A 25,739-nucleotide genomic window follows, 5' to 3' on the forward strand; every position below is an offset into this window, starting at 1 on the left:
GTATATTTCAACAACTCAGAAGTACATTAGAGAAACCAACACCCTTTGAATCAGGGAATTTCATTATATTTATTCAAAGCCTATTTCATGAATATCAAGCTTCTTCTTTCCACATTTCTTTGCTTATTGGGTCTAACAGCGTGGACACAAGTTCACTATTTAGGAAAATCCGATTACCAAATCTTGCACATTCTTAATCTCAACAAAGATGTTTCTCCTATGCTGTTTTGGCAAGATAAACTTGCAGTAGTTTACTCCTCGACTTATTCTGGAAGTCGGATTTCTATTAGCAACCCCGAAAAAGATGTCTTTGATAATGTTGCCCTAAGTGAGGGTGAAATTCGCTATAAAATTCATGACAACACATTGTACTATCATGAAGATTTTGGAAATCAATTTATTGCAATAGGTAATGATTTAAAGCTGCAGGTTATTCAAAACTTTCCTTATCACATCATTAATTTTTATGTGATAAACGACATGGCTTATGTGCAACTAGAAGAGGACAATTACCCTGTTTATCAGGTTGACCTGCAAAGCAAAACTATAGTTGATACACTTGATTTTAATCAAAAGCCTTTTAAGGTTCTAAAGGTTTTGGCAGACGGTCTTTTGGTTGCCGAAAAATACGGTCTACATTCTTCGCTTAAACATTATCATTCGGGCGGAATAACTCCTTTGTATTCGAGTACTTTTAACTTTCAAGAAATTACATCTAGAAGCAGTAAACATTCACCAGACAAGCTGTATATAGACGCCGACACGAACTTGGTTTTCGATCTACAAAATTTAACCCTTGATACGATTAGCGAAATAGACTTGTATGATGATTTTTATTTCGACAATGACAGTACAGTTATCGCACTAAACGTATTCGGTAAATTTTACCATCAAGACTTCATGCAACAATTGAACTTTCGATCGGATACCCTTTTCACGATTGACACTTTACTTCAAACCGAGACAAGAAGCGATACTGTTTTCAATAATTTGTTTCAAAAAAACAGTCCATATTTCTACCGCCTCAACAAACAAACAGGCACTGAACTGATAGAATTTAGTAATGGTAGCTTTCTACCAATTCCTGAAATAATGGAAGGAATGCAATCGTCCTTTTTGTATGGCTTTTGTGATAAAAACACCAACGAGCGAAAAGAAGTGATCTTAAACGGCAAGCCTTACTTTATCGCCACCAATGGTAACGATTTACATTACTACATCTATACTCGTACCAACAATGCGTGGGAGAGTTTGGCCAAGGTTCCGAAACACCAAGATTACCGCTTGGTTTCATTAAATGGAAAATTACTCATACAAGGTAGAACAAACTCAGATTACTCCTATTATTCTTTAGATGTAGACAATCTTAACCCCGAAATACAACCCAACATTCCTGTAGAGACCAGTGAATGGTTTATCAATTATGGGGCAACGAGGGATTCTGCAGATTTTTGTATTGATGACTTTAAATATACTTTCCTAAACTCTACCGTTGACCAGGAAGGAAGTCTCTATACTTTAGCAAAAAACTTCCAGCTCCACCCCCCTTATAATTCACAATACTTAGACCTTTACAATTCTGTTCATCAAAAAATGTATGGTAAACTAGTTTTAACCAAGCATACGGCAAAAGGAGAAATAGCATGGGTAAAAACCTTTGGATCAACATATCAAGGAGTAGAGTTTTTTCAAGGTAGTCATTTAAGCCTCAACACGGATGGAACCATAAGTGTAGTATACACTTACTATAAAAACTTTTCTACCGAAAACATAAGTATCAATCATGATAACGGTTCTTATTTATTTGAAATTAAGTTTAATCAAGCAACAGGACAAGAGGTAGAGGTACACGATTATTTTGACTTATGCCCTTCTAATTACGTTAGATTAGAAGCCGTAACAAAAGACAAAGCAGGAAACACCTATGTAATTACTCCTTATGTACATTACCAAGAAAGCTACATGGATACAACGCTCTATTCGGACTACGATAAACAATTCGTTCTTTTAAAGTTTTCTGCCGATGGTGAATTTAAATTTGCAAGGAACATTTTAGGGAACCACAATCAATTTAACAAATTTGATTTCAAAGTTTTGATAGATGAAGCAACAAATACCTTGAACATCATAAATTTAAGTACATCAGAGGAGAAAGGTCATCAAATGGAAATTCTCTCCTATGGATTAAATGGAAAATTAAAAAAGGTTTTGAACATATACGGTGTTAGTTACTACAGCAGTTATACAGCATATCTCAACACTTCACATCAACTAGTTGTAATAGGGATAGGTGATACAGAATTAACCGCTCACAACCACACCTTAAACCCCGATCATTTAGAAGCCTTCAATTTTAGTATAAGGCTCTCTCCCGAAAATTTAAAAATTATTGATTTTAAAGCCTATGACAGCCCTGGCCAAAGGATAATTGCTTCCTCTCATGATACAGAAAACACATATATACTTACTTACAAAGACAAGGCGTATTCTATATTAAAATTGAACCAAGAATTGGATATTGTAGGAATAAAACATCTTGGAAGACAAAATGATATTATGGACCTACATCTCGCTAATAAGCACCTCTATTTCGCGGGTGAAGATTGGAAATCTACGGAACAGTTTAGGTACAAAGTTTTAAATGATCATTACTACACTGTTTCCTTAGGAAGGATGAAAAACACGGGTTTCGAATCCTTTGCTCCGGCCACCATAGCAAGTAAACACACATTGATTGCATCGGGTAAATACGCCTTAGCCTACCCTAATCCATTTTACACCTACACCAACATCACTTTAGATCTATACCACCCATACACACATTACAGCATTTATGATGTTCAGGGAAGAGTGCTTTCCCAAGCCAAAGAAATTTCAGAAACAGATTTTAGGATAGAATTTCCGGAAAATGCGCAAGGTTTATATTTCATCAAACTCTATAGTGATGAAAGCGAAGAGGTTTTACGTGTAATGAAACAATAAAAATTAATTCACTTTGATACAGCGTACACTGTAGAAATTTTCTTCATGTCCGTAATTAACAGAGTACTTGTAATACCCATCGGCCATTACAAACTCTAAGATATTGTTTCCGTTGAGCACTCCTAAAACAGAGGCGCGGGTTAATTCATCAAAAACCACAGCTGTACTTGCGTCATTTTTAAAGGCTCTTCCTGCTGGCCTAAAACTTAACCCTGAGCTGTTGTCTACCCACGGAATATGTCTAAACCACAATCCATTCCCCATTTGAATTGAACCTTCTTCTTTCAAATAATAGGGAGTTTGAGCTGGACTCCCTCCCATATAATCAATGAGTTGTAATATATCTGAATAAGTTGCAACCCTGTAGTTACAAGGACAGATATTACGGTCATCTCTTATCGCATTTAAATCATACATTCTTCCATAGAAAGGGACTAAACTCGTATCATAATTGTAATTCGTTACTGAAGGGAGTGATTCAGAAACATCTGCATGTGTTTGGACGTAGTTCAAGGGTTCATCATTACAAAAACGCAGGGTTCTTAAATTTTCTGTGATCCACTCTTGATTCCCGATTACCACGGTTTTATAGAAATTACCATCTGCATCCGTTACGCCTTCTCCCACGCCATAAAAATCACCCAAATCGTGGTGAACCGTTTCACCAAAAAGGGTGTCTTCGGTGGTAATCATGTATGGTCTTATATAAAAACGAACATTAGCTTCTTGCAAGCGAATGATTTGTGCTACACTTTGCGTTAAGATTTCAGAGCTATCAATAAATTTTCTATTCCACAAGGAAGCCTCTTCATCCACAGTTACGATTACTCCCTTTTCTTTCACTACAACTCTTCCTTTTACTGTTCTGTCGTAGCTTAATCTTACGCGTTGTGCGTCTATGGGTTGAAGTTGAACATTTGTAATACTTACTTCTTTTTCAACTACCTCATCCTTTTTACATGAACTGATGACGCTAAAGAGAAAAATAAGGAGAAGAAGTGATTTAGACATGTGATTTGGATTTAACTCTTTAAAAATAAGGAGATTTCTCGAAAAATAAAACGGTGTTTAGTTTTTGAATTGAAGCAATAGAGTTTGAGTGCTGTACTTTGAATGATTACTCAGCCAGCGGTTGCAGCGGCAGCTCCCGAATGAATTCGGGACTATAACGGAAGACGCGTAATGAATCCAAGAACAGTATGGAGCAAGATTTTGAAACATGGTTTTAACCACAAAGTCAGCAAAGCACAACACAGAGTTCACAAAATATTTCGAACCGGTCAAATTCTCACTAACTAAATAGCGATGACTTTAAACTACTAATGGTTAATCCCTATTGCCTAAAACTAAATCTCTTCGTTAAAAGTCTTTTTAGAATCTGCAATTAGATCGTTCAAAACATCGAATTCATTCTTGGTGAACGGACGAATTTGTCCAGGTTTTAGATTTCCCAATTTAACGTTCATTATACGCGTTCTTTTCAACGCTTCCACCTCGTAACCTAGGTATTCACACATACGACGAATTTGGCGGTTTAAACCTTGCGTTAGAATGATTTTAAAAGTAAAGTTATCTATCTTTTCTACCTTACATTTTTTAGTCACCGTATCTAAAATAGGCAAACCACCTCCCATGCGTTTGATGAATTCGTCTGTGATACGTTTGTTGACCTTTACGATGTATTCTTTTTCGTGGTTGTTGCGCGCACGAAGAATCTTGTTTACGATGTCACCATCATTGGTAAGGAAGATGAGTCCTTCTGAAGGTTTATCTAAACGACCAATAGGAAAAATACGCTCCGGATAATTGAGGTAAGAAATGATATTTCCTTTGATACTGGTATCGGTGGTACAAGTTACACCTATGGGTTTATTAAAGATGAGATAAATATTACCCACCTCTTTGGTAATGAGCTTTCCATCCACAGATATACTATCCTTTTCTGAGACCTTTACGCCTAACCCAACCGCCTCACCGTTCACGGCAACACGACCTTCTTCAATAATCTTATCAGCTTCTCTTCGCGAACAGAAACCTGTTTCAGCAATGGCTTTGTTTAGACGTTTTAATTCACTCATAATCGAATATACTCTTGTACTTCAGGAAAAATTACAGACAAATCTATGGCGTTCCATTCTTCAGAAGTGGGCCATAACTTTATTTCATTCAAACCATCGTGGAGGGTAGAAGTTCTCAGTGCAATATGATCGAATACATCTGTTTCAGAAGGGTAATCGAAATGAGACATTAACAATTTTCCATTTTTAAACTCCATACGCGCAGGCATCCAAATACCTTGATCGTAAAAGTTGATGTAGTAGCAATCTCCATCATCAATGAGTTTGTTAGAAGTTGAGTCTCCTATGAGTTGTACTTCCTCTCTTAAACCATAGAAATAACGGTCACCATCTAAAACACAAAAGATGCTGTCATTTTCTTTGATTCCGAACAAATAGTTCCCTCTCACCGAGTACTTATCGTTCTTTTGTATCGTTTCTTTTGTAATAGAAAGGTACATGGTATTCTTAGAAAAAATACCTTTTTGGTTAATCACCAGGGTGTAGTCGTTGAACTTGTACTCACCGTAATAAGAAGGAGAAACATTTTCCACTTCTATACCGTTGGGAGCCACAAATTTTGCAAAAGAATAGGAGTTGGTTTGTGCGATGCCAAGTGTGCACAATGCAACCAACCATGTAGTTAATAAATAGCGCGTCATAAAAACTTATTCTTAGGGCTGTAAAGTTAAAAATATAAGCTTTCCAGTGAAAAAGTAAAACTTCACGAAGGATTGTGTAAAAGAAAATTTTGGCGTAACTTACGTAGGAAAGCTGATCACTACCTAACCAGATTTCAATAACACTTTCAAGTAACAACAAGAGAAGGCGCCGAGTATAGGCTGAAAATTGTCCTTCGCTTTTTTCGTGAATATCTTTGGTTAGGCCTGTGGATAAAATCAGGATTATTGAACCAAAAGCACAGAAGCTTTTTAACTTTGGAGTCATGGAAAAGAGATGGATCTTAAAAGAGCAACCTCAGGCGGAAGAAATTCAAGCCTTAGTAGAAGATTTAACAGTGTCGGAGACAGTTGCACATCTATTGTTACAGCGCGAAATTAAAACCTACGAAGATGCACGTCTCTTCTTCAGGCCCTCATTGGAAGATTTACATTCCCCTTTCCTGATGCTCAACATGCAAAGGGCGGTTGATCGTTTAAACAAAGCCTTTGAAAAGGAAGAAAAAATACTCATTTACGGTGATTATGATGTGGATGGAACCAGTGCTGTTGCCTTGGTATACTCCTTCCTTTCTAAACATTATTCGCAGCTCGAATTTTACATTCCGGATAGGTATGCCGAGGGTTATGGTTTGAGTAAAAAAGGTGTGGAATACGCCGCAGAAAATGGTTTTAAATGCATCATTACACTCGACTGTGGAATCAAAGCCACAGAACTTTGTAGTTATGCCAAAGCCTTGGGTATAGACATCATTATTTGTGACCACCACACGCCAGGTGAAGTATTGCCCGATGCCATCGTTTTAGATCCTAAGCAAAAGGAATGTGGCTATCCGTACAAAGAACTTTCTGGATGTGGAGTTGGTTTTAAATTAATGCATGCACTTTGCATACAAAATGAATGGGATACCCACGTATTATTCAATGAATTAGATTTGGTGGCCATTTCTATCGGGGCTGATATCGTGAGTATGACGGGGGAAAACAGAACACTTTGTATGAACGGTTTACAGCAATTAAACACACAGCCCAGACAGGGAATTGTGAGTTTGTTGAAGTTGGCGAATCGACAACTCCCATTGACAATAACAGATGTAGTCTTTACCATAGCACCAAGAATAAATGCCGCAGGACGATTGGGCGATGCCAAAGAAGCAGTACGACTTTTGACAGCCCAAGAAAATCACGAAGCGGAACGCATTGCACACGAGATACAATTGGCCAATGAAGAAAGAAGAAATCTGGACGCCAATATTACAGATGAAGCCTTGGTTGCCCTTACAGAAGAACCTGGGTTTGAGCAAAAGAAATCTACGGTTGTCTATCAAGGCGATTGGCACAAAGGAGTGATAGGAATTGTAGCATCTCGTTTAATAGAAAAGTATTATAGACCTACTATTGTCCTTACCGATTCAGGGGATGTTGTAGCTGGTTCAGTACGAAGTGTAAAAGGCTTTAATGTTTACAATGCCCTTGAAGCCTGTGCAGATGAAATGATACAGTTTGGGGGACATAAATACGCGGCTGGTTTGACTTTGGCGAAAGAAAATGTAGAAAATTTCAAAGCCAAATTTGAGCAAGTAGTTGCAGAAAGTATCACAGCAGAACAAGAAATTCCTGAGGAAATTATTGACTTAGAAGTAGACTTCGCAGACATCTTCACGCCTGGTGAAGATTTCACGAAAGTACCCCGTTTAAAGCGCATACTTAAGCAATTTGAACCGCACGGTCCGGATAACATGAAACCTACTTTCTTAACTCGAAACGTTAAGGCAGAAAATGGTTTTAGACTATTAAAAGACTTGCACATTAAGGCACAATTCTATCAAGAGGAAGACGGTGTAAAAATAGATGCCATAGGATTTAATATGCCTGAATTGTATGAAGTATTGAAAGATGGTAAGGTCATTGACTTAGTATACACCCTAGAAATCAATACGTGGAGAGAAAGATCAAGCTTACAACTAAATATTAAAGACGTAAAACTGGTACAAGAAAACGTTATGGAAAGGATATAAAAAAAGTGTACCGCAAAAACGATACACCAATTTTTTATAATTACAGTAGTAGCGATGGTTTTCAGTATAACGAAAACATACACTTACAAAAACGAGGGTGACTTTAAAAGCGTTGGAAGAAAAGTCGTGTAATTGACTATTTTTTTCAGTAAAAAAAATTAACCCTTGATTTTCAAAACTTTACTATCATAAAATTTCACCTTAGAAACTAAAAAAGGTTCTACCCAAGAATAAGCTTGAATAGAACCTTTTACGGAATCAGTATTTACTACTAACTATGCTTTTTCAGAATCACCTAAAAACAAAGCCTTGAGTTCAGTTGCATCTGCAGGGTTCATTTTACCTGCTAAAATTAAACTCAATTGCTTTCTTCTTAACGCTCCGTCGTATCTTTTAATTTCTTCTTCTGTTTCTGGAATTAGTTCAGGAACGTGAATCGGTCCACCATTCTGATCTACAGCAACAAAAGTATAAATTGCTTCATTACTTTTTTCCATTTTTCCAGAGACTTGATTTTCAACGTAAACGTCTACGAAAATCTCCATAGAACTGTTGAAAGCTCTAGAAACCTTTGCTTTTAAGGTAACGATAGAAGAATGCGGAATTGGTTTCTCAAAAGAAACATTGTTCACTGATGCAGTTACCACAACTCTTCTACAGTGTCTTTGCGCCGATATACTGGCAATCACATCCATCCAAGCTAACAAAGAACCTCCAAACAAATTGTTATGAGGGTTGGTATCATTGGGTAAAACTAGTTTTGTACTGGTTGCTAATGTTTCTGATGCTTTTTTAGGACGCATAACTCAATTTATTTTTTGCAAAAGTAGTCAATTTGCCCGAATAAGCGACAGGACATATTTCACCCTTACTGCTAACATTTATCAATATCACTTTACACGATTGGTTAGTGTGCCTTTTAGTTGAAAGATATCCAACCTTCTGTCTTGCAGATTTCTAACACTACCATGCTGATTTAATTCGCGCAATAAATCCATATCTACATCGGCAATTAATATCATTTCTGTATTCGGGGTAGCTTCTGCTTTAACTCCGTTACTTGGAAAGGCAAAATCACAAGGTGTAAATACCATAGATTGCGCATACTGTATATCCATATTGTGGACTTTCGGCAGATTTCCCACACTACCAGCAATGGCCACATAACATTCATTTTCTATGGCTCTAGCTTGGGCGCAATGTTTTACACGTGAGAAACCATTTTGTGTATCGGTAAGGAAGGGAACGAAGAGAATATCCATTCCATCATCCGCTAACAAACGACTCAATTCTGGGAATTCTGAGTCATAACAAATAAGCACACCTATTTTCCCACAATCGGTATCAAAGGTTTGAAGGGTATTGCCCCCTACCAGTCCCCAAACTTTTTCTTCATCGGGAGTTACATGTAATTTCTCATAACGCTCTACCCTACCATCTCGGTGGCAAACAAAACCTACGTTCAATAGATTTTCATTCTCCACATAAGGCATGGAACCCGTGATAATGTTGATATTATAGGAAATGGCGAGTTCCGAAAGTTTTTCAGTAATCACATCAGTAAACTTGGCCAATTCACGTATGGCGTCGGGTTCAGAGAGGTGGTTAAAATCTGCCATTAGCGGCGCGTTAAAATACTCTGGGAAAAGAGCGAAATCAGATCTATAACCAGACAAGGAGTCGATAAAGAACTCTGCCTGATGCATCAATTCTTCCATATTTGCATAAGAACGCATTTGCCATTGAATGAGTCCTAAGCGCACTACTTTCTTAGTAATCGTCGGTGCCTTTGTTGGTTTGGTATAGTAGATATTGTCCCATTCCAACAAAACGGCATATTCATTCGAAAGATTATCCCCTTCTAAGTAGTTTTTCAGCACTCTTTTCGGGTGGAAATCATTGGACATTTGAAAATTTAAAACGGGATCATCTATTTCTTTTAATCTAACTTTCTCTATGTATTCCTTAGGAGTAAGTTCATCTGCATAATTGTGATAATTGGGTATTCTACCTCCAAAAGCAACACTTTTCAAATTGAGTTTTTCACACAATTCTTTACGGTAATCATACAATCTACGGCCCAAGCGCATGCCTCTGAATTCAGGTTTTATGAACACTTCTATACCGTATAGTACATCTCCATTTGGATTATGTGTGGTGAATTTAGAATTCCCTGTTATCTCATCATAGGTATGTTGGGTATCCGTTTTTTCCTCATCTACAATAATAGAAAAAGCACAACCGGCTATTTGCTGATTAATTTTAATCACAACTTGTCCTTCGGGAAATTTCTTGAGAAGATTTTTAATTTCTTGTTTGCGCCAAAAAGAATCTGGCATAGAGGAATAAGCCTCTATCATTGCCTCTTTTAGCTCTTGGTAATCATCGAGGCTAAGGTAGTTAAGTTCAATATTTTCGATGTCTTGCATGCGGAGGTTTTTTAGGAGGTAAGATAAGGGAAATTGTGGGGAAAGCCTAGCTCAAAAAGACAAATTTTGATTATGCGGAATTTTGCCCAAGAGACTTTGCTATTAAATCCAAAAACACCATCAGTTTATCCCGGTTTTCCTTTCTATAATTATATTTAAAAGCATATTCTGCCAACATACCTTTCAAATAAATCAAGGAAATATTATGGTAAGTTCCTTTCACATTTTTGATGAAATTTTCTTTCAATTTCTTTTCCCACATTACAGACAACTTCACAATCTTATCTGTACTTTCAGTGTTCACTATAGGGAATATTTTAGGTAGCTTATTAATTCCCGTTTCCAGTTTGGTTATTAAAGCCTTTTTGTCCATTAAATTCAATGAAAAGTGAATTTTATCATTACCCTTCTTTTTAGATTTGGAAATGTGAATAAACAAGCTCTTTGGAAGATTTGGACGGTCAATAGAGTTTGATTGATTCTCGCTATCAGGTTCTACCAAAAACAATTCTGATACATAATCGGTAGGCAGTTTTTGATTTGTAACCATCAAGAGTTGTCTGATTTTTTTTAATGCATAAGCCACCGTATCATACCTACTTTGCCTACTAACTCTGGTTATCTCATTTACTGATAAAGGCTTCTTACCATAGGTGCTTAAGAACATTAACTCCACCCAATCAACATACGAAAGGTTACTGTCTTTCATAAAAGAAATGGATTTTAATGTCATGCGAAATCGGCATACCTTACACCTCCAACCGCACAATTTATTATTCCAATAAATACTTTTTGAGGAACATTTTTTACAGGCTTTAATTTCAGGTTCAATTATAGTTCTGAGCAGTTTAACACAGCTTTTTTCATCGCTATACTTGCGATAGAATTCAGAAAATTTCATAACGTAACTAGGTTGATTTACTTCAAGTTACATTAATCTATTTTATTACACAAATAATGGGCAAAATTCCGGGTAATCAATTTTTTGTTACTTACTCAAGCGTCACCTCAACCCCCTTACTCCCATCCATCACAATCTCCGCCTCCTCAAAACTCGGTGCTGAAAATGTCCCCCTAGCATCATTCGAAAAACCATATACTTCAGTAGGCACCCCAAACATGTTTTTATCCAAAACCTGGTTCTTATTCTCATCATGGTACAAAGCCAGTGCTATTTTTTCACCTTTCTTGAACGCCATAGAAAAACTCACCTCCCCCTTTTTAGCATCAACAATTTTGCTTTTGTACACTTTTATGGGGTGACTAAAATTCTTAGCATCGTTGTAAACTCCTACCATTACATTTCCTTTATCGTTCGGAATACCCTTCACTTTTACTGTTAATGTTACAGTTGTACTCGTCTGCAAGAAGAATAATGATAAAAGAAGAAGTAATTTCATAGTTGTTTGTTTTGCCCAAAAATAAGGAGTTTTCGAAAAGATTTACGCTCCTTCAAGACCTTTGGATGACACTTCATTGATTTAACACTTTTGCATCGCATTAATACTTATCTTTGCCAAAAATTATACGTAAGGATGGGATATTCTAACAAAAAAAGCGCTTCGCAGAAATCGAAGACGAATAGCGCTGGTAAAAGCAAGAGCTTTTCTAAAAACAAAAAATCAAAACCTTCTTTTAAGTCGCAAAAACCAGCTGGGGGTAGACCTCATTTTGGTAATAAAGCGCCAAAAAGCAAAGAGCCACTTCCTTCTTTCTCGAATGAAGTTCGTTTAAATAAATTTTTGTCAAACGCAGGTATCTGTTCGCGTCGTGAAGCGGATGTGCTTATTGAAACGGGTGTTGTTTCTATCAATGGTAAAATTGTTACCGAAATGGGATACAAAGTAAAACCTGGTGATAAAGTTCAATACGACGGTGAAACGATAAACGCAGAAACAAAACGTTATGTCTTACTCAACAAACCAAAAGATTTCATAACTACCATGGATGATCCTTGGGGAAGAAAAACGGTTATGGGATTGGTAATGAAAGCGTGTAAAGAACGTGTTTATCCAGTAGGTAGATTGGATAGAGACACAACAGGTTTACTACTCTTCACCAATGATGGAGATTTGGCTAAAAAACTTACTCACCCTCGTCACAAAGCGTCTAAAATTTACCACGTGCATACGGACAAACCCGTTTCTGTAGAACACATCAAGCAAATTGAAGCAGGGATTCACTTAGAAGATGGTGAAATCAAGGCTGATAATATTTCTTATGTTGAGGGTAAAACAAGTAGAGATGTAGGGATTGAAATTCACTCTGGAAAAAACAGAATTGTTCGTAGAATTTTCGAACATCTGGGGTATACTGTAGTGAAATTAGACCGTGTAAAATTCCATTCTTTAACGAAAAAGGACTTGCCTCGCGGTAAATACAGACATTTAACAGAGCAAGAAGTTGCTTTCTTAAAAATGAGCTAAAACATGAAAAAACTCAGTGCTTTTCTTTTTCTTCTTATGATTGCAGCAGCTTGTACTAAACCAACAACAAGCAATCAGATAAGTTTAGAAGAATACTTTTATCCTCTAAAACAGGAAAAAACGGCATACGTTTATTTAGACACCCTTCAACCTTTGGATGAAAAAATTCATTTGTTCTACAAGGGTAAATTAAAGAACGAAGAAGTTCTATTTCTAGAAGCCTACAAAGCCAATATTCGTTTAACTGAAGGTTATACGTTCAAGGTAAATGATAGTGTTTCTGTGGTGGAACATATGACCATAGATAGATGGAATCAAAAAAGGAGAAGCTTCATGAGAGCGAACGGTTATTTACCAGGTTCTCAGCAAAGTGATAGCTATATGAATGTTTCTTTCCCTAGTCATATTGATAGTGTTAGTACTTTCTATGAGTCGAAAAAAAGTTGTATTAACCAGGATACAAATTTCGTTTTTGAAGGAAAGACTTATCCGGCAATTTTAGTAAGAGATAGCATTAAAATGAGCCTATACAATTCCTTTAACGGGAAAGGTAAAAGTAACATTTTTGCTACCAACAACTTATATGCTAAAGGCTTAGGTTTAGTAGCTTATGCTTCTGCAGACAACAAATACTTACATGTTCTCAGCAGAATATTAACCCAAAAGGAATGGGAAGCACTTCAATAACATTTGGAATATGCGATACACACTCTTACTCCTCACACTTCTAAGTTGTCTATCTGTAAGTAATGTTCATGCCCAACGTAGTCGTAAAAAAGGGAAGAACTCTTACGCTCAAGGTACTTTCTATTTTTACTGGGGGTACAACCGCAGTGCATACACGCAAAGTGACATCAATTTTGTAGGAAGCAATTACGATTTTACACTCAAAAATGCAAAGGCCTCTGATAACCCTTATCCGTTGGACTTATCAGTTTACCTCAACTTAAAGAAAATTACCATCCCTCAATTCAACATAAGAGCGGGGTATTATTTCTGGAACAATTGGGATTTGAGCTTGGGATATGAGCACATGAAATACATCCTTAATAATCAAAATGAGGTATTACTCGATGGTGTTATTGAACCGGGTGTTGACAACATTTGGAGCGGGAATTACAACGACCAACCCATAGTTACAGATAGAGAGCATATCCACTATGAAAATTCTGATGGTTTAAATTATATCAATTTTAGATTGACGCGTACCGACCAATGGTACAGTACCAAGAGTAAAAACTTTGCTTTCAATACCCTTATGGGAGTTGGTGCAGGTGGAATTTTAAGTTTTAATGATTTTAACTTTGCCCAACAATTTGATAGAAGAACCATCTCCATGAGTGGTTATGGGATTAGTGGTCATGTAGGAATACGATTAGATTTATTCAAACATGTGTTTATTCAAAGTTCGGTTACGGGTGGATTTAACCATCAACTCAAAGTTAGAAATAGACCCGATGATAAAAGTGCTTATACACGCCAAAAATATGGATTTGTGATGTTTGACACTTCAATTGGAGCCTTGTTTTACATTCGACCTACCAATGGATGTAACACTTGTCCACATTGGTAAAAAATAGAAACTAAAGAAAAAGCGCAATACAAAATATTGCGCTTTTTTATTTTAATCCTTTAAGATCAATTCACATTGTCCCTCTTTCACTTTTAAGCGATAATTAGCGCCTAAACGCAACGCTCTATTATCATTGATATGTCCCGCCATAAAATCAAAGGCTATAGGTAGCTTTCTGAATCTGAAATGTTTTTTTATCATTTCTTCTAATGGTTGACCAAAGCCTGGTGTGGTATCGCCTATGTTCGTCATACCTCCAATAATCAATCCTTTCAATTTTCTTAGTATGCCCGCCTTTTGAAGCGCAAAGAACATTCTATCTATGGCATACAGGTGCTCCCCTACTTCTTCCAAATATAAAATAGCATTGTTGTAATTGGGGTGCGCATCCGTTCCTAACATGCTGTAAACGATACTCAAATTCCCTCCCAGCAGTACACCTTCCGCTTCACCTTCCGTTGCGTTTGAACAACTCCAGGTATATTCAGTGGCTTTACCTTCTAACAAATTAACCATGCTTTCCAAGGATTCCTGAGTATTATCGGTATAATTCAAGGGCATAGTGGCGTGTATACTCTCAACCCCCAAATAATTTAAATGTTGATGAAAAAATGTAACATCACTAAAACCGAGTATCCATTTGGGTTCATCTAACATCCCTGCCCAATTCAGTTGATCTAAAATTTGAACACAACCATAGCCTCCGCGAGCACAAACTATTGCTTTCACCTCATCATCATTTAAGGCTGTCTGCATGTCGGCATAACGTTCATCTTCTGTTCCAGAAAAATAATGGTGTTGTCCCAACACATGTTGCCCCAATCGCACCTTATAACCCTGTTCTTCCCAAAATGTTTTGGCCACTAGAACATGCTTTTCTTCTATGGCTTTCGCCGGAGCAACGATAGCTATTGTATCGCCTTTTTTTAAATATGGAGGTGTATTCATTTCTTTTTTTGTTGTGTACTTCTTAACCAGTTGGGTAGTACATAAACCCCTATAAACAAGTAGGGGAAATAAGATATTAAACGCCAAATTATAGCCAGAACGGCCAAGAGTAACATGGAGGCTCCGAAGCCCGCCAATAGTTCTGAAAAAGCGTATTCCGCAATTCCACTCCCCCCCGGTGTTATACTCACCATCATAACGAGCCAAAGTATCAATTGCTTACCTAAAATTTGAACATGATCCATCAAACTTATACTTACAAATGCCTGTAAAATGCAATTAATTACTGCATATCTTCCGAACCACGACAAAAGTGTAGCTCCAAATGCTTTTAACCAATGACTCAAAGACTCTCCTTGCATTTCCTTAGCCGTAACCTTAATATCATTTCCCATACCTACAGCCGCCTTTCTCCAGCGTTTTAGAAAAGGTATTTTCATCATTAATCGCAATAAGCTTGTAATGATGTTGGGCCAAATAAATATGGAGAGGAATAAAAACAAACTCAATCCTGTTATGATTGCATACCCTATCCAAAAAAATGAAGTTAATAAGTTCGCATTACCATCGAAAAATACGCTTAATGGAATAAAAATGAGTACGAGTGGGATTAAGAATACGAAGACCAAATTATCCATTAAAGTAGTTACTACAATGATAGCTGTAGATTTCCCCAATTTCACTCCTTCCCTGTTCAAAATAAACATAGCCACGGCAGATCCACCAACTACTCCGGGTGATAAAGCCGAAGCAAACTCCCAAATCATGATGACGAAAAAACTCCTGCGCCAGGATAAAAACTTTTTGGTTAGAATTCGTATCCGCAGCATGTATGCTAGGTCGCGAATGACCATGCAAACAAAGGCCATTATCAACCAAAAAATAGCTTGTCCGTTAAAATGAACATCTCTTAACAAATCATTAGGTGTGGAAATACGGTAGTTTCCCTCCTCACTCAGAACAAATTCTTCAGGAAGAGATAAATCTACTTTTTGATTTGCATTACTATCTACCCAAGCATGTGTACCCTTTTCTGCATCAACTATAAATTGTTCCTTGGATAAACTGCGGTAAAGCATGAAAACGACAATAGCAAGACCTAAGACAATGGGTATAAATACACGCTTCCCATTGAACAATTGCTCGATATTGAAGCTACCTCTAGTCAAATTGTAAGCTTGTTTCTACTTCCCAGTTGGCCCTTAAATTTGTAGGTTCATCAAACCATACGGTGCGTTCTGGTGCAGTTTTTAAATATATATTTCCGGGCGACCAAGCTTCATTATTATCTACATCGTAAATAAATCTGAACTGGTATTTACCCGCTTGTAAATTCTCAAATTTCACTACGGTTAGTGATGAGTCTACAACTTGTTGACCTATAGTTTTACCTTCTTTTACAAGCTCGATATAACCCTGAGGAAAAACACTATCAGCTTTTACAAGTATAGTTCCTACATCTGTAGCTTTTTGAGCTGTAATGTAACAAGAAAGGGTATCTGTCATCTCAAAATTTGCAAATTGTATACTCCCTGGAAGTAGACGTAAATGCAAAGAATCGGCATGTTTTATATCTTCCCAATCAATACCTAAAGTGTTTGTTCCTTTCCCTTGAAAGTTAGGAACAACCTGCCCACTATCCAAAAGTATTTTAGATGTATCCAGGCCTTGAATTACATCGTTAAAAACCCATTGAAAATCTTCTAGGTAATGCAAAACATCCTTCTTTGTATTAACCCTTGCATTTAGCTTCACTTTCAGGTCGGGGAAGTACTTACGCTTCAACGTGTCTCCCTTTTCTTTGTCCAAAAACACAGCACGAAGCTCTTCTAACTTTTCCAGACCATCAAAGTAATAGGCCACACTATCCTGCTCTTCATTCCAATCTGTAAAAACGAGTTTACTATTTTCCAATTGAAGTAAAGATGTATCTATAGGTTGGGAGAAAGTAATGGACCAAATCCCCGGACTCATTATATCTTCTGATATTTTAAACTTCTTTACTTGTTCATTGACCAACAAGGCAGGTGTAACCGTTACTGAATCACTTACTTGATAAGCCTCCTTCAAAGTTCCTCCAGCTTCCCCGTAATCTAAGGCCCCGTTTTTATTCACGTCTTCAAAGGCATACACATAGTAAGACTGTTCTTTTAGATAAGAAAAAGAAATTCTCCCACTAGCATCTGTTTGCCCCATATACACAGGTCTATTTACACTATCCTTGTGAATATCTTCTGTAAACAAAGCTACCACGTAATCTTTTACGGGTCTATTATTGAAAGCATCCTGCACAATAAAATCTGCTTTTCCTTTATCGATTTCATTTCCTGTAGAAAAGACAAAGAACATGAGACTATCATTGCCCTCTGTTATATCTTTTACGGCCCTATTAAGACCTATGGTATAGGTAGTATTTTCGAGGTATTCTCCCTCCAAATCCATCACCAAACTTTTCCCAACAATTCTACTACTTGCTTTAAGGGTGTTGGGGGTAATTGTAATGGAAGAAGACGGATTAGAAATACTTACATATTCATCAAATACAATTTCTATACGTGAAGGTTTCACGTTTAAACTTGCCGGTTGCAAGCTACTTTTACGATAAACTGGAACGGGTGCTTTTACATCCTTTTCTCCTCCTGTTAATTGACCAGGTTGAGCACAAGAATGCACCAATAACAAGCAGATTAAACCTAAAAGGTATGCACTAGTATTTCGCATATTTTCTTCAAATATTTTTCATCGATAGCATCAAAACTATCTAAGGTATCACTGTCTATGTCTAATACACCAATAACTTCATCCTTTAGCCACACAGGTAAAACGATTTCTGATTTTGAGAAGGCACTGCACGCAATATGTCCGGGAAAAGCTTCAACATCTGGCACGATTTGAACTCTTTGTTCTTGCCATGCTGTTCCACATACACCTTTTCCTTTTTTAATTCTGGTACAAGCTATAGGTCCTTGAAAAGGTCCAAGTACCAATTCATCCGGACCATCGACCCAATAAAAACCTATCCAATACCAGTTAAAAGTAGTTTTAAGTGCCGCACATAAATTCGCCATATTGGCTATTCTATTGCTTTCACCACTCAATAAACCTTTTATCTGAGGAAGTAGGTTTTCATACTTCTCAGTCTTGGTTTCTCCTGCTATCATTAAATCTTCTGCCATAATTATTTAGCTCTACCTGATTAATCTGCTAAAATAAAAAGATCACTGGCTATACCATCTGCTTTTAACCTACCTTTTTGTGTAAGTAAAAAGACTTCTTCGGTTTCTAGCAAATATCCCTCTGCTTTAAATTCTTCTATTCCTTGCCTAAATTCTTCTGTATTTAGTAATTCTTTGGGAAGTCTATGCTTGGCTACTCCCCATTTGGTGCGTAAACCAACCAACAATGCCTCATTAAACTGATCATAAATGCTCAATTCTTCTACCTCATAAAAATCCTCTTGGTTTTCTATGGCTTTCATGTATTTAGCATTATTGGCAATGTTCCACGATCTCGTGTAACCGTCAAAACTATGTGCGCTTGGGCCAACCCCTAAATATTTTTCCCCTTTCCAATAATTACTATTGTGTACAGCATATTTTTCTTCCCGTGCAAAATTTGATATTTCGTATTGCTCGTAGCCCTTAGCTTGTAAATAAGCAACTAAGAAATCGAATTGCTCACTTTGTGCTTCATTATTTGCCGGTACAATTTTACCTTGCTCTACAGCTTTGTGCAAAGCGGTATTTTCTTCCACGGTTAAACAATAGGCTGAAAGGTGAGCCGGTGAAAAGTGAAGTACTTGATCCAAATTGTTTTTAAAATCCTCTAGGGTAAAATTGGGTAGTCCGTAAATTACATCTATACTAAGCTCAAAACCATAGTTTGCAGCTAAGCGAAGTGCAGATTTTGCCTCTTCTACCGTGTGGGCTCTGTTCATCCAGTCCAAATCTTGCTTTCTAAATGATTGAACACCTATACTCAAACGGTTCACGCCCGCTTTTTTCCAGTCTTCTAACCTTTCTGCGTTGATGTCATCCGGATTAGCCTCCAAGGTGATTTCACTCTTTGGATTTACCTTAAAATTGGACAGTATGCTGTCAACCAACTGTCTAATTTCCTCTGCATTCAATACACTCGGCGTACCCCCTCCGAAATATATACTGAAAATTTCCTCTGCTTTTAGATATGACTTTCTGACTTCAATTTCTTTACATATAGCCTTTACCATACGCGTTCTATACTTTTCAAAACTTGTTGAAAAATGAAAATCGCAATAAGAACACGCTTGCTTACAAAAGGGAATATGTATGTATATACCGGCCATACTGCGAAGGTAGAATTTAGTAATGAAATATCTCTCAACTCCTTACAATACTTCATTTTTAAGCCTCACTTTTACCGATTATTAACGTGAAGCGGCTACTTTCGTAGTATTCGCGAGGAAGATTTTTCGTTAACGTCGAGATTTCAAATATTTTTACCATCCTCACGTTTGAGTAATACATTTATACAAAACCGACTGAATGAAAAAGTTAATTGCATTAGTTTCTCTTTTTAGTATCACTTTAACCTCCGCTCAAATTGGAATGGGGGAATGGCGTTTGCACATACCATCTAATAATGCCGTAGCGATAGCTGGAGATAAGCAAAATGTACACGTGATGTATGATAATGCGCTTTTAAGCTACGACGTAAATGCCAATGAAGTAACCCGAAGAGATAAGATAGATTACCTTTCTGAAATTGAACTAAGTACAATAGGTTTTGATACGGAAAGTCAGCAACTTTTCATCGGTTATGAAACAGGTAATATAGATGTTCTTAAAGGAGAAAGAACCACCAACTTACCCTATATTCTGAATGCAAATATTACCGGAGATAAATCTATTTATTCCATAGAAGCCCACGAGAACATTGTTTATTTGGCAACAGGTTTTGGTATAGTTTTGATTAACCCAAGCAACTTGGAAGTTATAGATACCTACTACCCCAGTTCAGGAAACCAAGCCATTGTAGATATAGATTTTCATCATGATTCCATTTTTGCTCTTACATCCGATAAACTCTACAGAGGTGCATTGAATAACAACTTTTTAGCAGATCCTTCTCAATGGGTTGTAGACCAGAGGTTGGCCGACTACAGTGCGGAAGGGGCTTATACGCACATTACCACTTTTATAGATGAGCAATACGTAATTTATCGCCATGAAAACTATGAAGAAGACACTATTTTTCAGCTTTCTACAGGTGATGTATTCTTAGACCAAAGAGAAATAAATCAAATTTCTATCACAGACAACCGCATGGCTGTTTGTATGGAAGGAGGAACGGTTATTTACGATGAAACACTCAATATACTCGACAATATTTATCAATACGTTAACCAGGTTTACCCCTCTTCTCGCGGTGCCATGTTTATCAACAATCAATTTTACATTGCCGATAACAATTCAGGATTTGTGCGTGCCAGCAATGCTTTCTACAGTGAGATTCTTGGTTTTGACGGTCCGTATAACAAACTAGCAGTAGCCTTAGATTGGGGCGATGGTAAACTCGCTGTAGCAGGAGGTCAACTCGATGGGAAAAACCCCGCATTTAGACGCCACGGTGCCTATACCTTCGAAGAGGAACAGTGGATAAATTTCAACCCAGGTAACCAAGCTTTGATGGATGCTTCGGGTTATTGGGACATCATTTCTGTTGCCGTTGATCCTTACAATTCGGATCGTGTTGCGTTTGGAACTTACTCTCAATTGCCCTTGTTATTAACCGAAGACGGAGTAAACATTACCGATACCTTTACTCCCTCCAACAGTTACCTCGAGTTTTCTTCTCTAGGAAACGGATGGAGTTATGTTTCGGATATGGCTTTTGACAACGATGGCGTATTATGGGTGTTAAACAGTTTAAGCGCAAAACCTTTGAAGGCCTATACACCGGATGGACAATGGTATGAATTTCAATTGCCTTCTTCGGTTAGCAACAAATACACGGGAGATTTGGTTATAGACTACAACGGTGTAAAATGGTTCTCGGTAACAGGAACAGGAGTTGTTGCCTTTGATGAAGGAAAAGATTTAGAAGATCCATCTGATGACGAGTACAAAATACTTGGAACAAGTGAAAACAATGGAGATTTAAATTCGGATCAAATATCTGCCATGGTGGTTGATTTTGATAATGAGCTTTGGGTAGGTTCTCCCAATGGATTGCGCATTTTATATGCTACATCTGGTGTTTTTGATGCAGATCCAGGAGATTACAATTTTCAGAATTTGGTGAAACAATTCGAGGAAAATGCAGAAGAAATTTTAAAAAATGTATACATCACAGATATAGCGGTAGATGGTGCAAATCGTAAATGGATAGGGACTGAAAACTCGGGAGTATTCTTGTTTTCTGAAAACGGTTTAGAAGTTATTCGAGAATTTAATACAGCAAACAGTCCTTTAGTTTCTGACGCCATTTTAGACATTACCATAGATCAGAACACGGGAGAGGTGTTTATTGCTACCGATAATGGGTTAGTTTCTTATAGAAGCGATGCCACATTTGGAGATAGTGAATATGAGAATGTAGTCGTTTTTCCAAATCCTGTGCGACCAGAATATGAAGGCATGATTACCATACAAGGGATAGCCTTTAACTCGGAAGTGAGAATTACTGATGTTGCAGGTAACTTGGTTTACTCTACGAGCAGTAATGGTGGTACGGCAACCTGGAATGGAAAAACCATGGAAGGCCAGCGCGCTGCAACAGGCGTTTACCTCATCTGGACAACTCCGAAGGAAGGAAAAGGAAGAAAAGTGGGCAAGGTGGTTTTCATCAATTAGTATGAAGAAAAATTTAACGGGAATACTTCTCAAAAAAACAGATTACTCCGAAACGAGTTTGATTTTAAAATTCTTTACCCTTGAGGAAGGCATACAGGATTTTATTTTCCAAGGTGCAAAGAAAAAAAATGCCAACATACTCTTTCCCTTAAGCATTAGTGAAATTACCTGCTACAAAAGAAATGACAGTAGTTTGGGGAAAATTTCGGCCATACAAGCTGAGTACAATTTTCAGGACTTATGCATGCATCCTGTGAAATCTAGTCTGCTATTTTTCATGGCGGAAGTGGCTACAAAAAGTATCATTCAGGAAGTAAAAGACCCTAGCTTTTTCCATTTTATAAAAGATGAAATGTTGTGGTTAAACACCAGCGATGAATACACCAATTACCCTTTGTATTTTTTACTAGAGTTCTCTAAACTTCTTGGTTTTTACCCAGAAAGCGAACATGAGCAAGCAGCTTATTTCGATGTGGAGGAAGGGAAGATTTGTACTTTTAAACCTCAAGGTCATAAATACATCTATGATGAAAGTATTGCTTACTTAAATGCAATGCTACGCCAAAAAGAAAAAATCAACCAACTTGCTTTGGAGATACCCAAGCGCGAAAGAAAACAACTCTTACAACACCTAATTAGCTATTTCAGCTATCATTTAGACAACTTTAATCAATTAAAGACCATAAAGGTGATAGAGGCTGTTTTAAGCTAAAATCAAGCTTTATTTCCTGTTAGGAACAGTACGGAAAACCCGGAAAGACAAAATATATTGAACACAGGCGTTTAAGGGCGACTTTAGAAGCCCGTGAAAGGCCTTGTGTGAAAAGATTTTGGATAGAGGATTTGGAGGGAAGGCCCGCCCCCCAAGAATCTTGGGGGGAAACAGCCAAATTTAATTATCTCAACAGGTTAATATGTCCTGTAATTACGTAGTTTTTATCTTCTTCGTCTTCTATAGAATACATGATCTTGTAGACATAAGTACCTGATTTCATAGGTTGACCTAAAGAATTAGCTCCATCCCAAGTGGCATTCATATCTTTCGAATTATACAACAAGTTCCCCCATCTATCAAAAATCCACATTTCAAAATCTTCTATATAATCTCCGCGAACGATGAGGGTATTGTTGAACTCATTTCCATCTGGTGTGAAGGTATTTGGGACATAAATAGCGGGGTAACATTCTGTAGAGAAAGTAACGACCATTGCGTCTTCATAGGTACATCCGAACTCATCTGTTACGACCACGCTGTAGGTTCCCTGATAGGTAGAAGTAATGGTTTGACTTGTTGAACCATTGGACCATTGGTAACTTGTAAATACAGAATCTGTGGTGATGTTAATAGGATCTTGCGGACAAATTACTGTATCTGGACCCACACTTACCGTTCTGGCTGGATATACCTCCACAAAGATACTGTCGTAATTTACACATCCTTCAGCATCCGTACCTGTTAGGTGGTACATCATAGAAACCTGAGGAACAAAAGATTGGTTATCAGTAACCCCCATGTCCCAATTATAAATGGTTGCACCCGCTCCAAACAGGGTAACAGGATCTCCTTCACAAACGGCATCGTCTGTAGTGTTGGCTACCACGTTGGGCAGATTATTTACTGTAATTTCTATGCTTGCTGTATCTATACATCCAAATTGATTGACACCTAAAACGTGGTAAAGCGTTGTAACTTGAGGAGTATCGTAGGTATTGTCTATCACATTGTTATCCCAGAAATAATCCACAGCACCAGAACCAAAAAGCAAAGTGCTATCTCCTAAACAAAGTACTGTTTCTGAAGCGTTAGCAGCAACGATAGGATTTGGATTAACCACTACCGTAACATTGGAAGTATCTAAACAACCGTTTTGATCTTCTCCGATTACAGTATAAGTATTTGTAGCTGTTGGGTAAAGTTCTGCACCATCAATCACACCATTATCCCAGGTATAAATAGTTGCACCAACACCCGAAAGTATGGTAGTATCTCCTTCACACAATACAGAATCTGAAGCTGTAGCTTGCACGATAGGACGTTGATTTACAACTATGGTTGTATTCGTTGTTTGTCCGGGTGCTGCACAACATTTTAAAATGTTTACATAACCAATAGGCTCGTAGGTTGTTGTTACAACAGGGTAAACTTCAAACACATCTCCATCTACTGCACCTTGAATAAGTGTAGTATCCGTTCCGTGGGTGTATTCAAAATCTACTGGACTCGTTGTACCTGTAATGGTGATGGTAAATGTAACGGTATCTCCTTCACAAATTGTGTTTACATCTGGTGTTAACACCACCTCTGGTTCGTTGTATCCTAAAGTTAGGTAGCGCGTTGAGTTGTTGGGAACAACCGCATCAGTTATACCGGCAATAGTGAAGTATCCATTAGCATAAGAAAAAGATAAACCACTTTGACCATCTTGGAAAACAGTAGCATTTGAAAAATCACCATCTGTATCTACCAACAATCTTAATTTCGTCATGTCAATAGCACTCATATCGTAACAAGAGTCCATTTTTACATCCCAATTAAAAGCTTGGGCAAAGTTTGTTTTCGTGACTTTAAACTCATTTTCAAAACGAGCACCTATTCCAGCTGGAGCTTCTAACGTTGAAGCTGGACTCGCACAGTAACTTCCGTTATTTTGTCCCATAGTTACATGCGACAAGTTTACTGCGAAAGCACCACCATTGGCTGCATTTGTAGCTGCGAGGTTATCTAAATAAATCCTATAACTATCATCAAAAGCGTGCGATTGCTTTTGCTCCAAAGCTTCATCATCATCTCTAGAAATACCAATAACATCGTTGTGATAAGTTGGATTATCACTCGCATCCCAGATTATCGTTCCATCTGTGGCAATATAATCTCCTTGAGCTCCACCTCCTGTATTTAAAAGTGTTACACCATATTTAATAGCAAGGTAGGTGTGTACTTTATTCATTTCTAACAAGGTAAGATCCCTGTCAAAAAAGATTACTTCGTGTAAGAAACCGTTCAACCCCGAATTGGTTGTATACGCTCCACCTCCATTTGGTCTTACTCCGAAATATAAACCTACAGCACCCCCAGATTGCGAGGCTACTCCACCTGTATATTCTAATGAACTTTGGTAGGCATCCATAGAAGTTGTTGTAGATCTATTTCCTTTGTAAGAAATAACTTCAGGTTCAAAATCTTCGGCCCAATCTCTACATGCGTTGGTAGAAAGACCTAAGTTAAATCCGATAGCTAATCGCCCAGTATTGTTTAAGTTTCTCAACTGTATACCCGTAGAACCTTGATTGTACAATACCATGTGATCGTTCTGCGTTGCAACGGGTGTGTATTGCGCGGAAAAGAAACTCCCCTCATCTCCAGCACTTGCATTCGCTAACAAATTCAGCGTAGAAGAAGTGTTTTCTAAAGCCTGCATAGTTGCTGCAGTAAAATTCGCTGGGTTTGTAAAATGAAGGGTCATGTTATAGTTTGAAACATTTCCTGCCGGCGTATTTGTAGCTTGAGGATAAGGCGCTTGTGCCTCGTTTAGTGTTACTTGTGTTGCCCCTGTAGGAAAAGTTGTTGACCAACTTGTTACATCCCCTGTAGCTAAAGCATCTGGTTTAAACCATGCTGTTAAGTTCGCAGTACCTACATTTCCTGGTGTAGGCGTTTGTGCTTGTGTTAACGTTGCACAACCTAATAAGATTAAAAAGAGACTCTTTTTTATCATGGTTAAATTTTATAGTTCTCCAAAGTTATTAAAATCATTAGTGGTTTCTCACATTTCTTATTAAACGATGGGTTTAA

General features: G+C 37.5%; 20 protein-coding genes. 7 read left to right on the top strand and 13 right to left on the bottom strand.

All coding sequences use genetic code 11. The annotated features are described in order from the left end of the window. The first annotated feature begins 87 nt into the window (after nucleotides 1-87). Nucleotides 88-2,982 (top strand): T9SS type A sorting domain-containing protein, encoded by a 2,895-nt coding sequence (locus BM327_RS12970; protein WP_090251172.1) that lies wholly within the window; start codon nucleotides 88-90, stop codon nucleotides 2,980-2,982. A 3-nt stretch (nucleotides 2,983-2,985) separates the two neighbouring features. On the opposite strand, the gene BM327_RS12975 is transcribed toward BM327_RS12970, so the two are convergent. From BM327_RS12975 to BM327_RS12985, 3 genes are all read right to left on the bottom strand, one after another. Further along, on the bottom strand, nucleotides 2,986-3,993 hold the full coding sequence (locus BM327_RS12975; protein WP_090251177.1) for an FISUMP domain-containing protein: 1,008 nt from the start codon (nucleotides 3,991-3,993) through the stop codon (nucleotides 2,986-2,988). A 335-nt stretch (nucleotides 3,994-4,328) separates the two neighbouring features. Continuing rightward, entirely contained in the window at nucleotides 4,329-5,060 is a 732-nt protein-coding gene (locus BM327_RS12980) for a pseudouridine synthase (protein ID WP_170853763.1), read from the bottom strand. Continuing rightward, on the bottom strand, nucleotides 5,057-5,701 hold the full coding sequence (locus BM327_RS12985) for a hypothetical protein (RefSeq protein WP_090251184.1): 645 nt from the start codon (nucleotides 5,699-5,701) through the stop codon (nucleotides 5,057-5,059). The genes BM327_RS12980 and BM327_RS12985 overlap by 4 nt, the downstream gene beginning before the upstream one ends. Before the next feature lie 284 nt (nucleotides 5,702-5,985). Between BM327_RS12985 and recJ the strand changes: the two genes are divergently transcribed. After that, nucleotides 5,986-7,737, top strand: coding sequence for a single-stranded-DNA-specific exonuclease RecJ (recJ, locus tag BM327_RS12990; protein WP_090252038.1), 1,752 nt, complete (start codon nucleotides 5,986-5,988; stop codon nucleotides 7,735-7,737). A 275-nt stretch (nucleotides 7,738-8,012) separates the two neighbouring features. Here recJ and BM327_RS12995 read toward each other — a convergent pair whose 3' ends face one another. The 4 genes from BM327_RS12995 to BM327_RS13010 all read right to left on the bottom strand — a co-directional run bounded on the left by BM327_RS12995 (nucleotide 8,013) and on the right by BM327_RS13010 (nucleotide 11,566). Then, nucleotides 8,013-8,540, bottom strand: a complete 528-nt coding sequence (locus BM327_RS12995) for an acyl-CoA thioesterase (protein WP_090251188.1) — start codon at nucleotides 8,538-8,540, stop codon at nucleotides 8,013-8,015. Between the two features lie 87 nt (nucleotides 8,541-8,627). Next, nucleotides 8,628-10,166: a bifunctional GNAT family N-acetyltransferase/carbon-nitrogen hydrolase family protein gene (locus BM327_RS13000; protein WP_090251193.1), complete on the bottom strand. Its 1,539-nt coding sequence runs from the start codon at nucleotides 10,164-10,166 to the stop codon at nucleotides 8,628-8,630. Between the two features lie 70 nt (nucleotides 10,167-10,236). Further along, complete coding sequence (locus BM327_RS13005) at nucleotides 10,237-10,875, bottom strand: hypothetical protein (RefSeq protein WP_139230373.1); 639 nt, start codon at nucleotides 10,873-10,875, stop codon at nucleotides 10,237-10,239. A 283-nt stretch (nucleotides 10,876-11,158) separates the two neighbouring features. After that, a complete protein-coding gene (locus BM327_RS13010) occupies nucleotides 11,159-11,566 on the bottom strand; it encodes a DUF2141 domain-containing protein (RefSeq protein WP_090251200.1) in 408 nt (135 codons plus the stop codon). A gap of 135 nt (nucleotides 11,567-11,701) precedes the next feature. Between BM327_RS13010 and BM327_RS13015 the strand changes: the two genes are divergently transcribed. From BM327_RS13015 to BM327_RS13025, 3 genes are read left to right on the top strand one after another with little or no spacing between them, the layout of a single operon-like run. Then, complete coding sequence (locus BM327_RS13015) at nucleotides 11,702-12,592, top strand: pseudouridine synthase (RefSeq protein ID WP_090251204.1); 891 nt, start codon at nucleotides 11,702-11,704, stop codon at nucleotides 12,590-12,592. 3 nt (nucleotides 12,593-12,595) lie between these two features. Further along, on the top strand, nucleotides 12,596-13,279 hold the full coding sequence (locus BM327_RS13020) for a hypothetical protein (protein ID WP_090251209.1): 684 nt from the start codon (nucleotides 12,596-12,598) through the stop codon (nucleotides 13,277-13,279). Nucleotides 13,280-13,289: 10 nt separating this feature from the next. Then, nucleotides 13,290-14,165 carry a hypothetical protein gene (locus BM327_RS13025; RefSeq protein WP_090251214.1) on the top strand — a complete coding sequence of 292 codons (876 nt, stop codon included), beginning with the start codon at nucleotides 13,290-13,292 and terminating at the stop codon, nucleotides 14,163-14,165. A 51-nt stretch (nucleotides 14,166-14,216) separates the two neighbouring features. Here the strand turns inward: BM327_RS13025 and BM327_RS13030 are convergent, their stop codons facing one another. Genes BM327_RS13030 through hemW form a run of 5 tightly spaced genes read right to left on the bottom strand, consistent with a single transcriptional unit; the run spans nucleotide 14,217 to nucleotide 19,437 of the window. Further along, nucleotides 14,217-15,113: a S66 peptidase family protein gene (locus BM327_RS13030; RefSeq protein WP_090251217.1), complete on the bottom strand. Its 897-nt coding sequence runs from the start codon at nucleotides 15,111-15,113 to the stop codon at nucleotides 14,217-14,219. Further along, nucleotides 15,110-16,282 (bottom strand): lysylphosphatidylglycerol synthase transmembrane domain-containing protein, encoded by a 1,173-nt coding sequence (locus tag BM327_RS13035; protein WP_139230374.1) that lies wholly within the window; start codon nucleotides 16,280-16,282, stop codon nucleotides 15,110-15,112. The genes BM327_RS13030 and BM327_RS13035 overlap by 4 nt, the downstream gene beginning before the upstream one ends. After that, nucleotides 16,275-17,834, bottom strand: a complete 1,560-nt coding sequence (locus BM327_RS13040; RefSeq protein ID WP_090251227.1) for an Ig-like domain-containing domain — start codon at nucleotides 17,832-17,834, stop codon at nucleotides 16,275-16,277. Before BM327_RS13040 ends, BM327_RS13035 begins: the two co-directional genes overlap by 8 nt. Continuing rightward, on the bottom strand, nucleotides 17,807-18,289 hold the full coding sequence (locus BM327_RS13045; RefSeq protein WP_090251231.1) for a GAF domain-containing protein: 483 nt from the start codon (nucleotides 18,287-18,289) through the stop codon (nucleotides 17,807-17,809). Before BM327_RS13045 ends, BM327_RS13040 begins: the two co-directional genes overlap by 28 nt. A gap of 20 nt (nucleotides 18,290-18,309) precedes the next feature. Next, on the bottom strand, nucleotides 18,310-19,437 hold the full coding sequence (hemW, locus tag BM327_RS13050; RefSeq protein WP_090251235.1) for a radical SAM family heme chaperone HemW: 1,128 nt from the start codon (nucleotides 19,435-19,437) through the stop codon (nucleotides 18,310-18,312). A gap of 199 nt (nucleotides 19,438-19,636) precedes the next feature. Between hemW and porZ the strand changes: the two genes are divergently transcribed. Then, a complete protein-coding gene (gene porZ / locus BM327_RS15900) occupies nucleotides 19,637-21,946 on the top strand; it encodes a type IX secretion system anionic LPS delivery protein PorZ (RefSeq protein WP_170853764.1) in 2,310 nt (769 codons plus the stop codon). A 1-nt stretch (nucleotide 21,947) separates the two neighbouring features. Then, nucleotides 21,948-22,658, top strand: coding sequence for a DNA repair protein RecO (gene recO / locus BM327_RS13055; protein ID WP_170853765.1), 711 nt, complete (start codon nucleotides 21,948-21,950; stop codon nucleotides 22,656-22,658). 184 nt (nucleotides 22,659-22,842) lie between these two features. Here the strand turns inward: recO and BM327_RS13060 are convergent, their stop codons facing one another. Beyond that, nucleotides 22,843-25,662, bottom strand: coding sequence for a DUF8202 domain-containing protein (locus BM327_RS13060; RefSeq protein ID WP_090251243.1), 2,820 nt, complete (start codon nucleotides 25,660-25,662; stop codon nucleotides 22,843-22,845). Nucleotides 25,663-25,739: the final 77 nt, after the last annotated feature.

The sequence above is a fragment of the Lishizhenia tianjinensis genome (assembly GCF_900116425.1).
Taxonomy (GTDB): Bacteria; Bacteroidota; Bacteroidia; order Flavobacteriales_D; family Crocinitomicaceae; genus Lishizhenia; species Lishizhenia tianjinensis.

Bases quoted from the DNA above. Each gene is read 5' to 3' on its own strand.
- BM327_RS12970 (WP_090251172.1), top strand. From the start codon at position 88: ATGAATATCAAGCTTCTTCTTTCCACATTTCTTTGCTTATTGGGTCTA.
- BM327_RS12975 (WP_090251177.1), bottom strand. From the start codon at position 3,993: ATGTCTAAATCACTTCTTCTCCTTATTTTTCTCTTTAGCGTCATCAGT.
- BM327_RS12980 (WP_170853763.1), bottom strand. From the start codon at position 5,060: ATGAGTGAATTAAAACGTCTAAACAAAGCCATTGCTGAAACAGGTTTC.
- BM327_RS12985 (WP_090251184.1), bottom strand. From the start codon at position 5,701: ATGACGCGCTATTTATTAACTACATGGTTGGTTGCATTGTGCACACTT.
- recJ (WP_090252038.1), top strand. From the start codon at position 5,986: ATGGAAAAGAGATGGATCTTAAAAGAGCAACCTCAGGCGGAAGAAATT.
- BM327_RS12995 (WP_090251188.1), bottom strand. From the start codon at position 8,540: ATGCGTCCTAAAAAAGCATCAGAAACATTAGCAACCAGTACAAAACTA.
- BM327_RS13000 (WP_090251193.1), bottom strand. From the start codon at position 10,166: ATGCAAGACATCGAAAATATTGAACTTAACTACCTTAGCCTCGATGAT.
- BM327_RS13005 (WP_139230373.1), bottom strand. From the start codon at position 10,875: ATGAAAGACAGTAACCTTTCGTATGTTGATTGGGTGGAGTTAATGTTC.
- BM327_RS13010 (WP_090251200.1), bottom strand. From the start codon at position 11,566: ATGAAATTACTTCTTCTTTTATCATTATTCTTCTTGCAGACGAGTACA.
- BM327_RS13015 (WP_090251204.1), top strand. From the start codon at position 11,702: ATGGGATATTCTAACAAAAAAAGCGCTTCGCAGAAATCGAAGACGAAT.
- BM327_RS13020 (WP_090251209.1), top strand. From the start codon at position 12,596: ATGAAAAAACTCAGTGCTTTTCTTTTTCTTCTTATGATTGCAGCAGCT.
- BM327_RS13025 (WP_090251214.1), top strand. From the start codon at position 13,290: ATGCGATACACACTCTTACTCCTCACACTTCTAAGTTGTCTATCTGTA.
- BM327_RS13030 (WP_090251217.1), bottom strand. From the start codon at position 15,113: ATGAATACACCTCCATATTTAAAAAAAGGCGATACAATAGCTATCGTT.
- BM327_RS13040 (WP_090251227.1), bottom strand. From the start codon at position 17,834: ATGCGAAATACTAGTGCATACCTTTTAGGTTTAATCTGCTTGTTATTG.
- BM327_RS13045 (WP_090251231.1), bottom strand. From the start codon at position 18,289: ATGGCAGAAGATTTAATGATAGCAGGAGAAACCAAGACTGAGAAGTAT.
- hemW (WP_090251235.1), bottom strand. From the start codon at position 19,437: ATGGCCGGTATATACATACATATTCCCTTTTGTAAGCAAGCGTGTTCT.
- porZ (WP_170853764.1), top strand. From the start codon at position 19,637: ATGAAAAAGTTAATTGCATTAGTTTCTCTTTTTAGTATCACTTTAACC.
- recO (WP_170853765.1), top strand. From the start codon at position 21,948: ATGAAGAAAAATTTAACGGGAATACTTCTCAAAAAAACAGATTACTCC.
- BM327_RS13060 (WP_090251243.1), bottom strand. From the start codon at position 25,662: ATGATAAAAAAGAGTCTCTTTTTAATCTTATTAGGTTGTGCAACGTTA.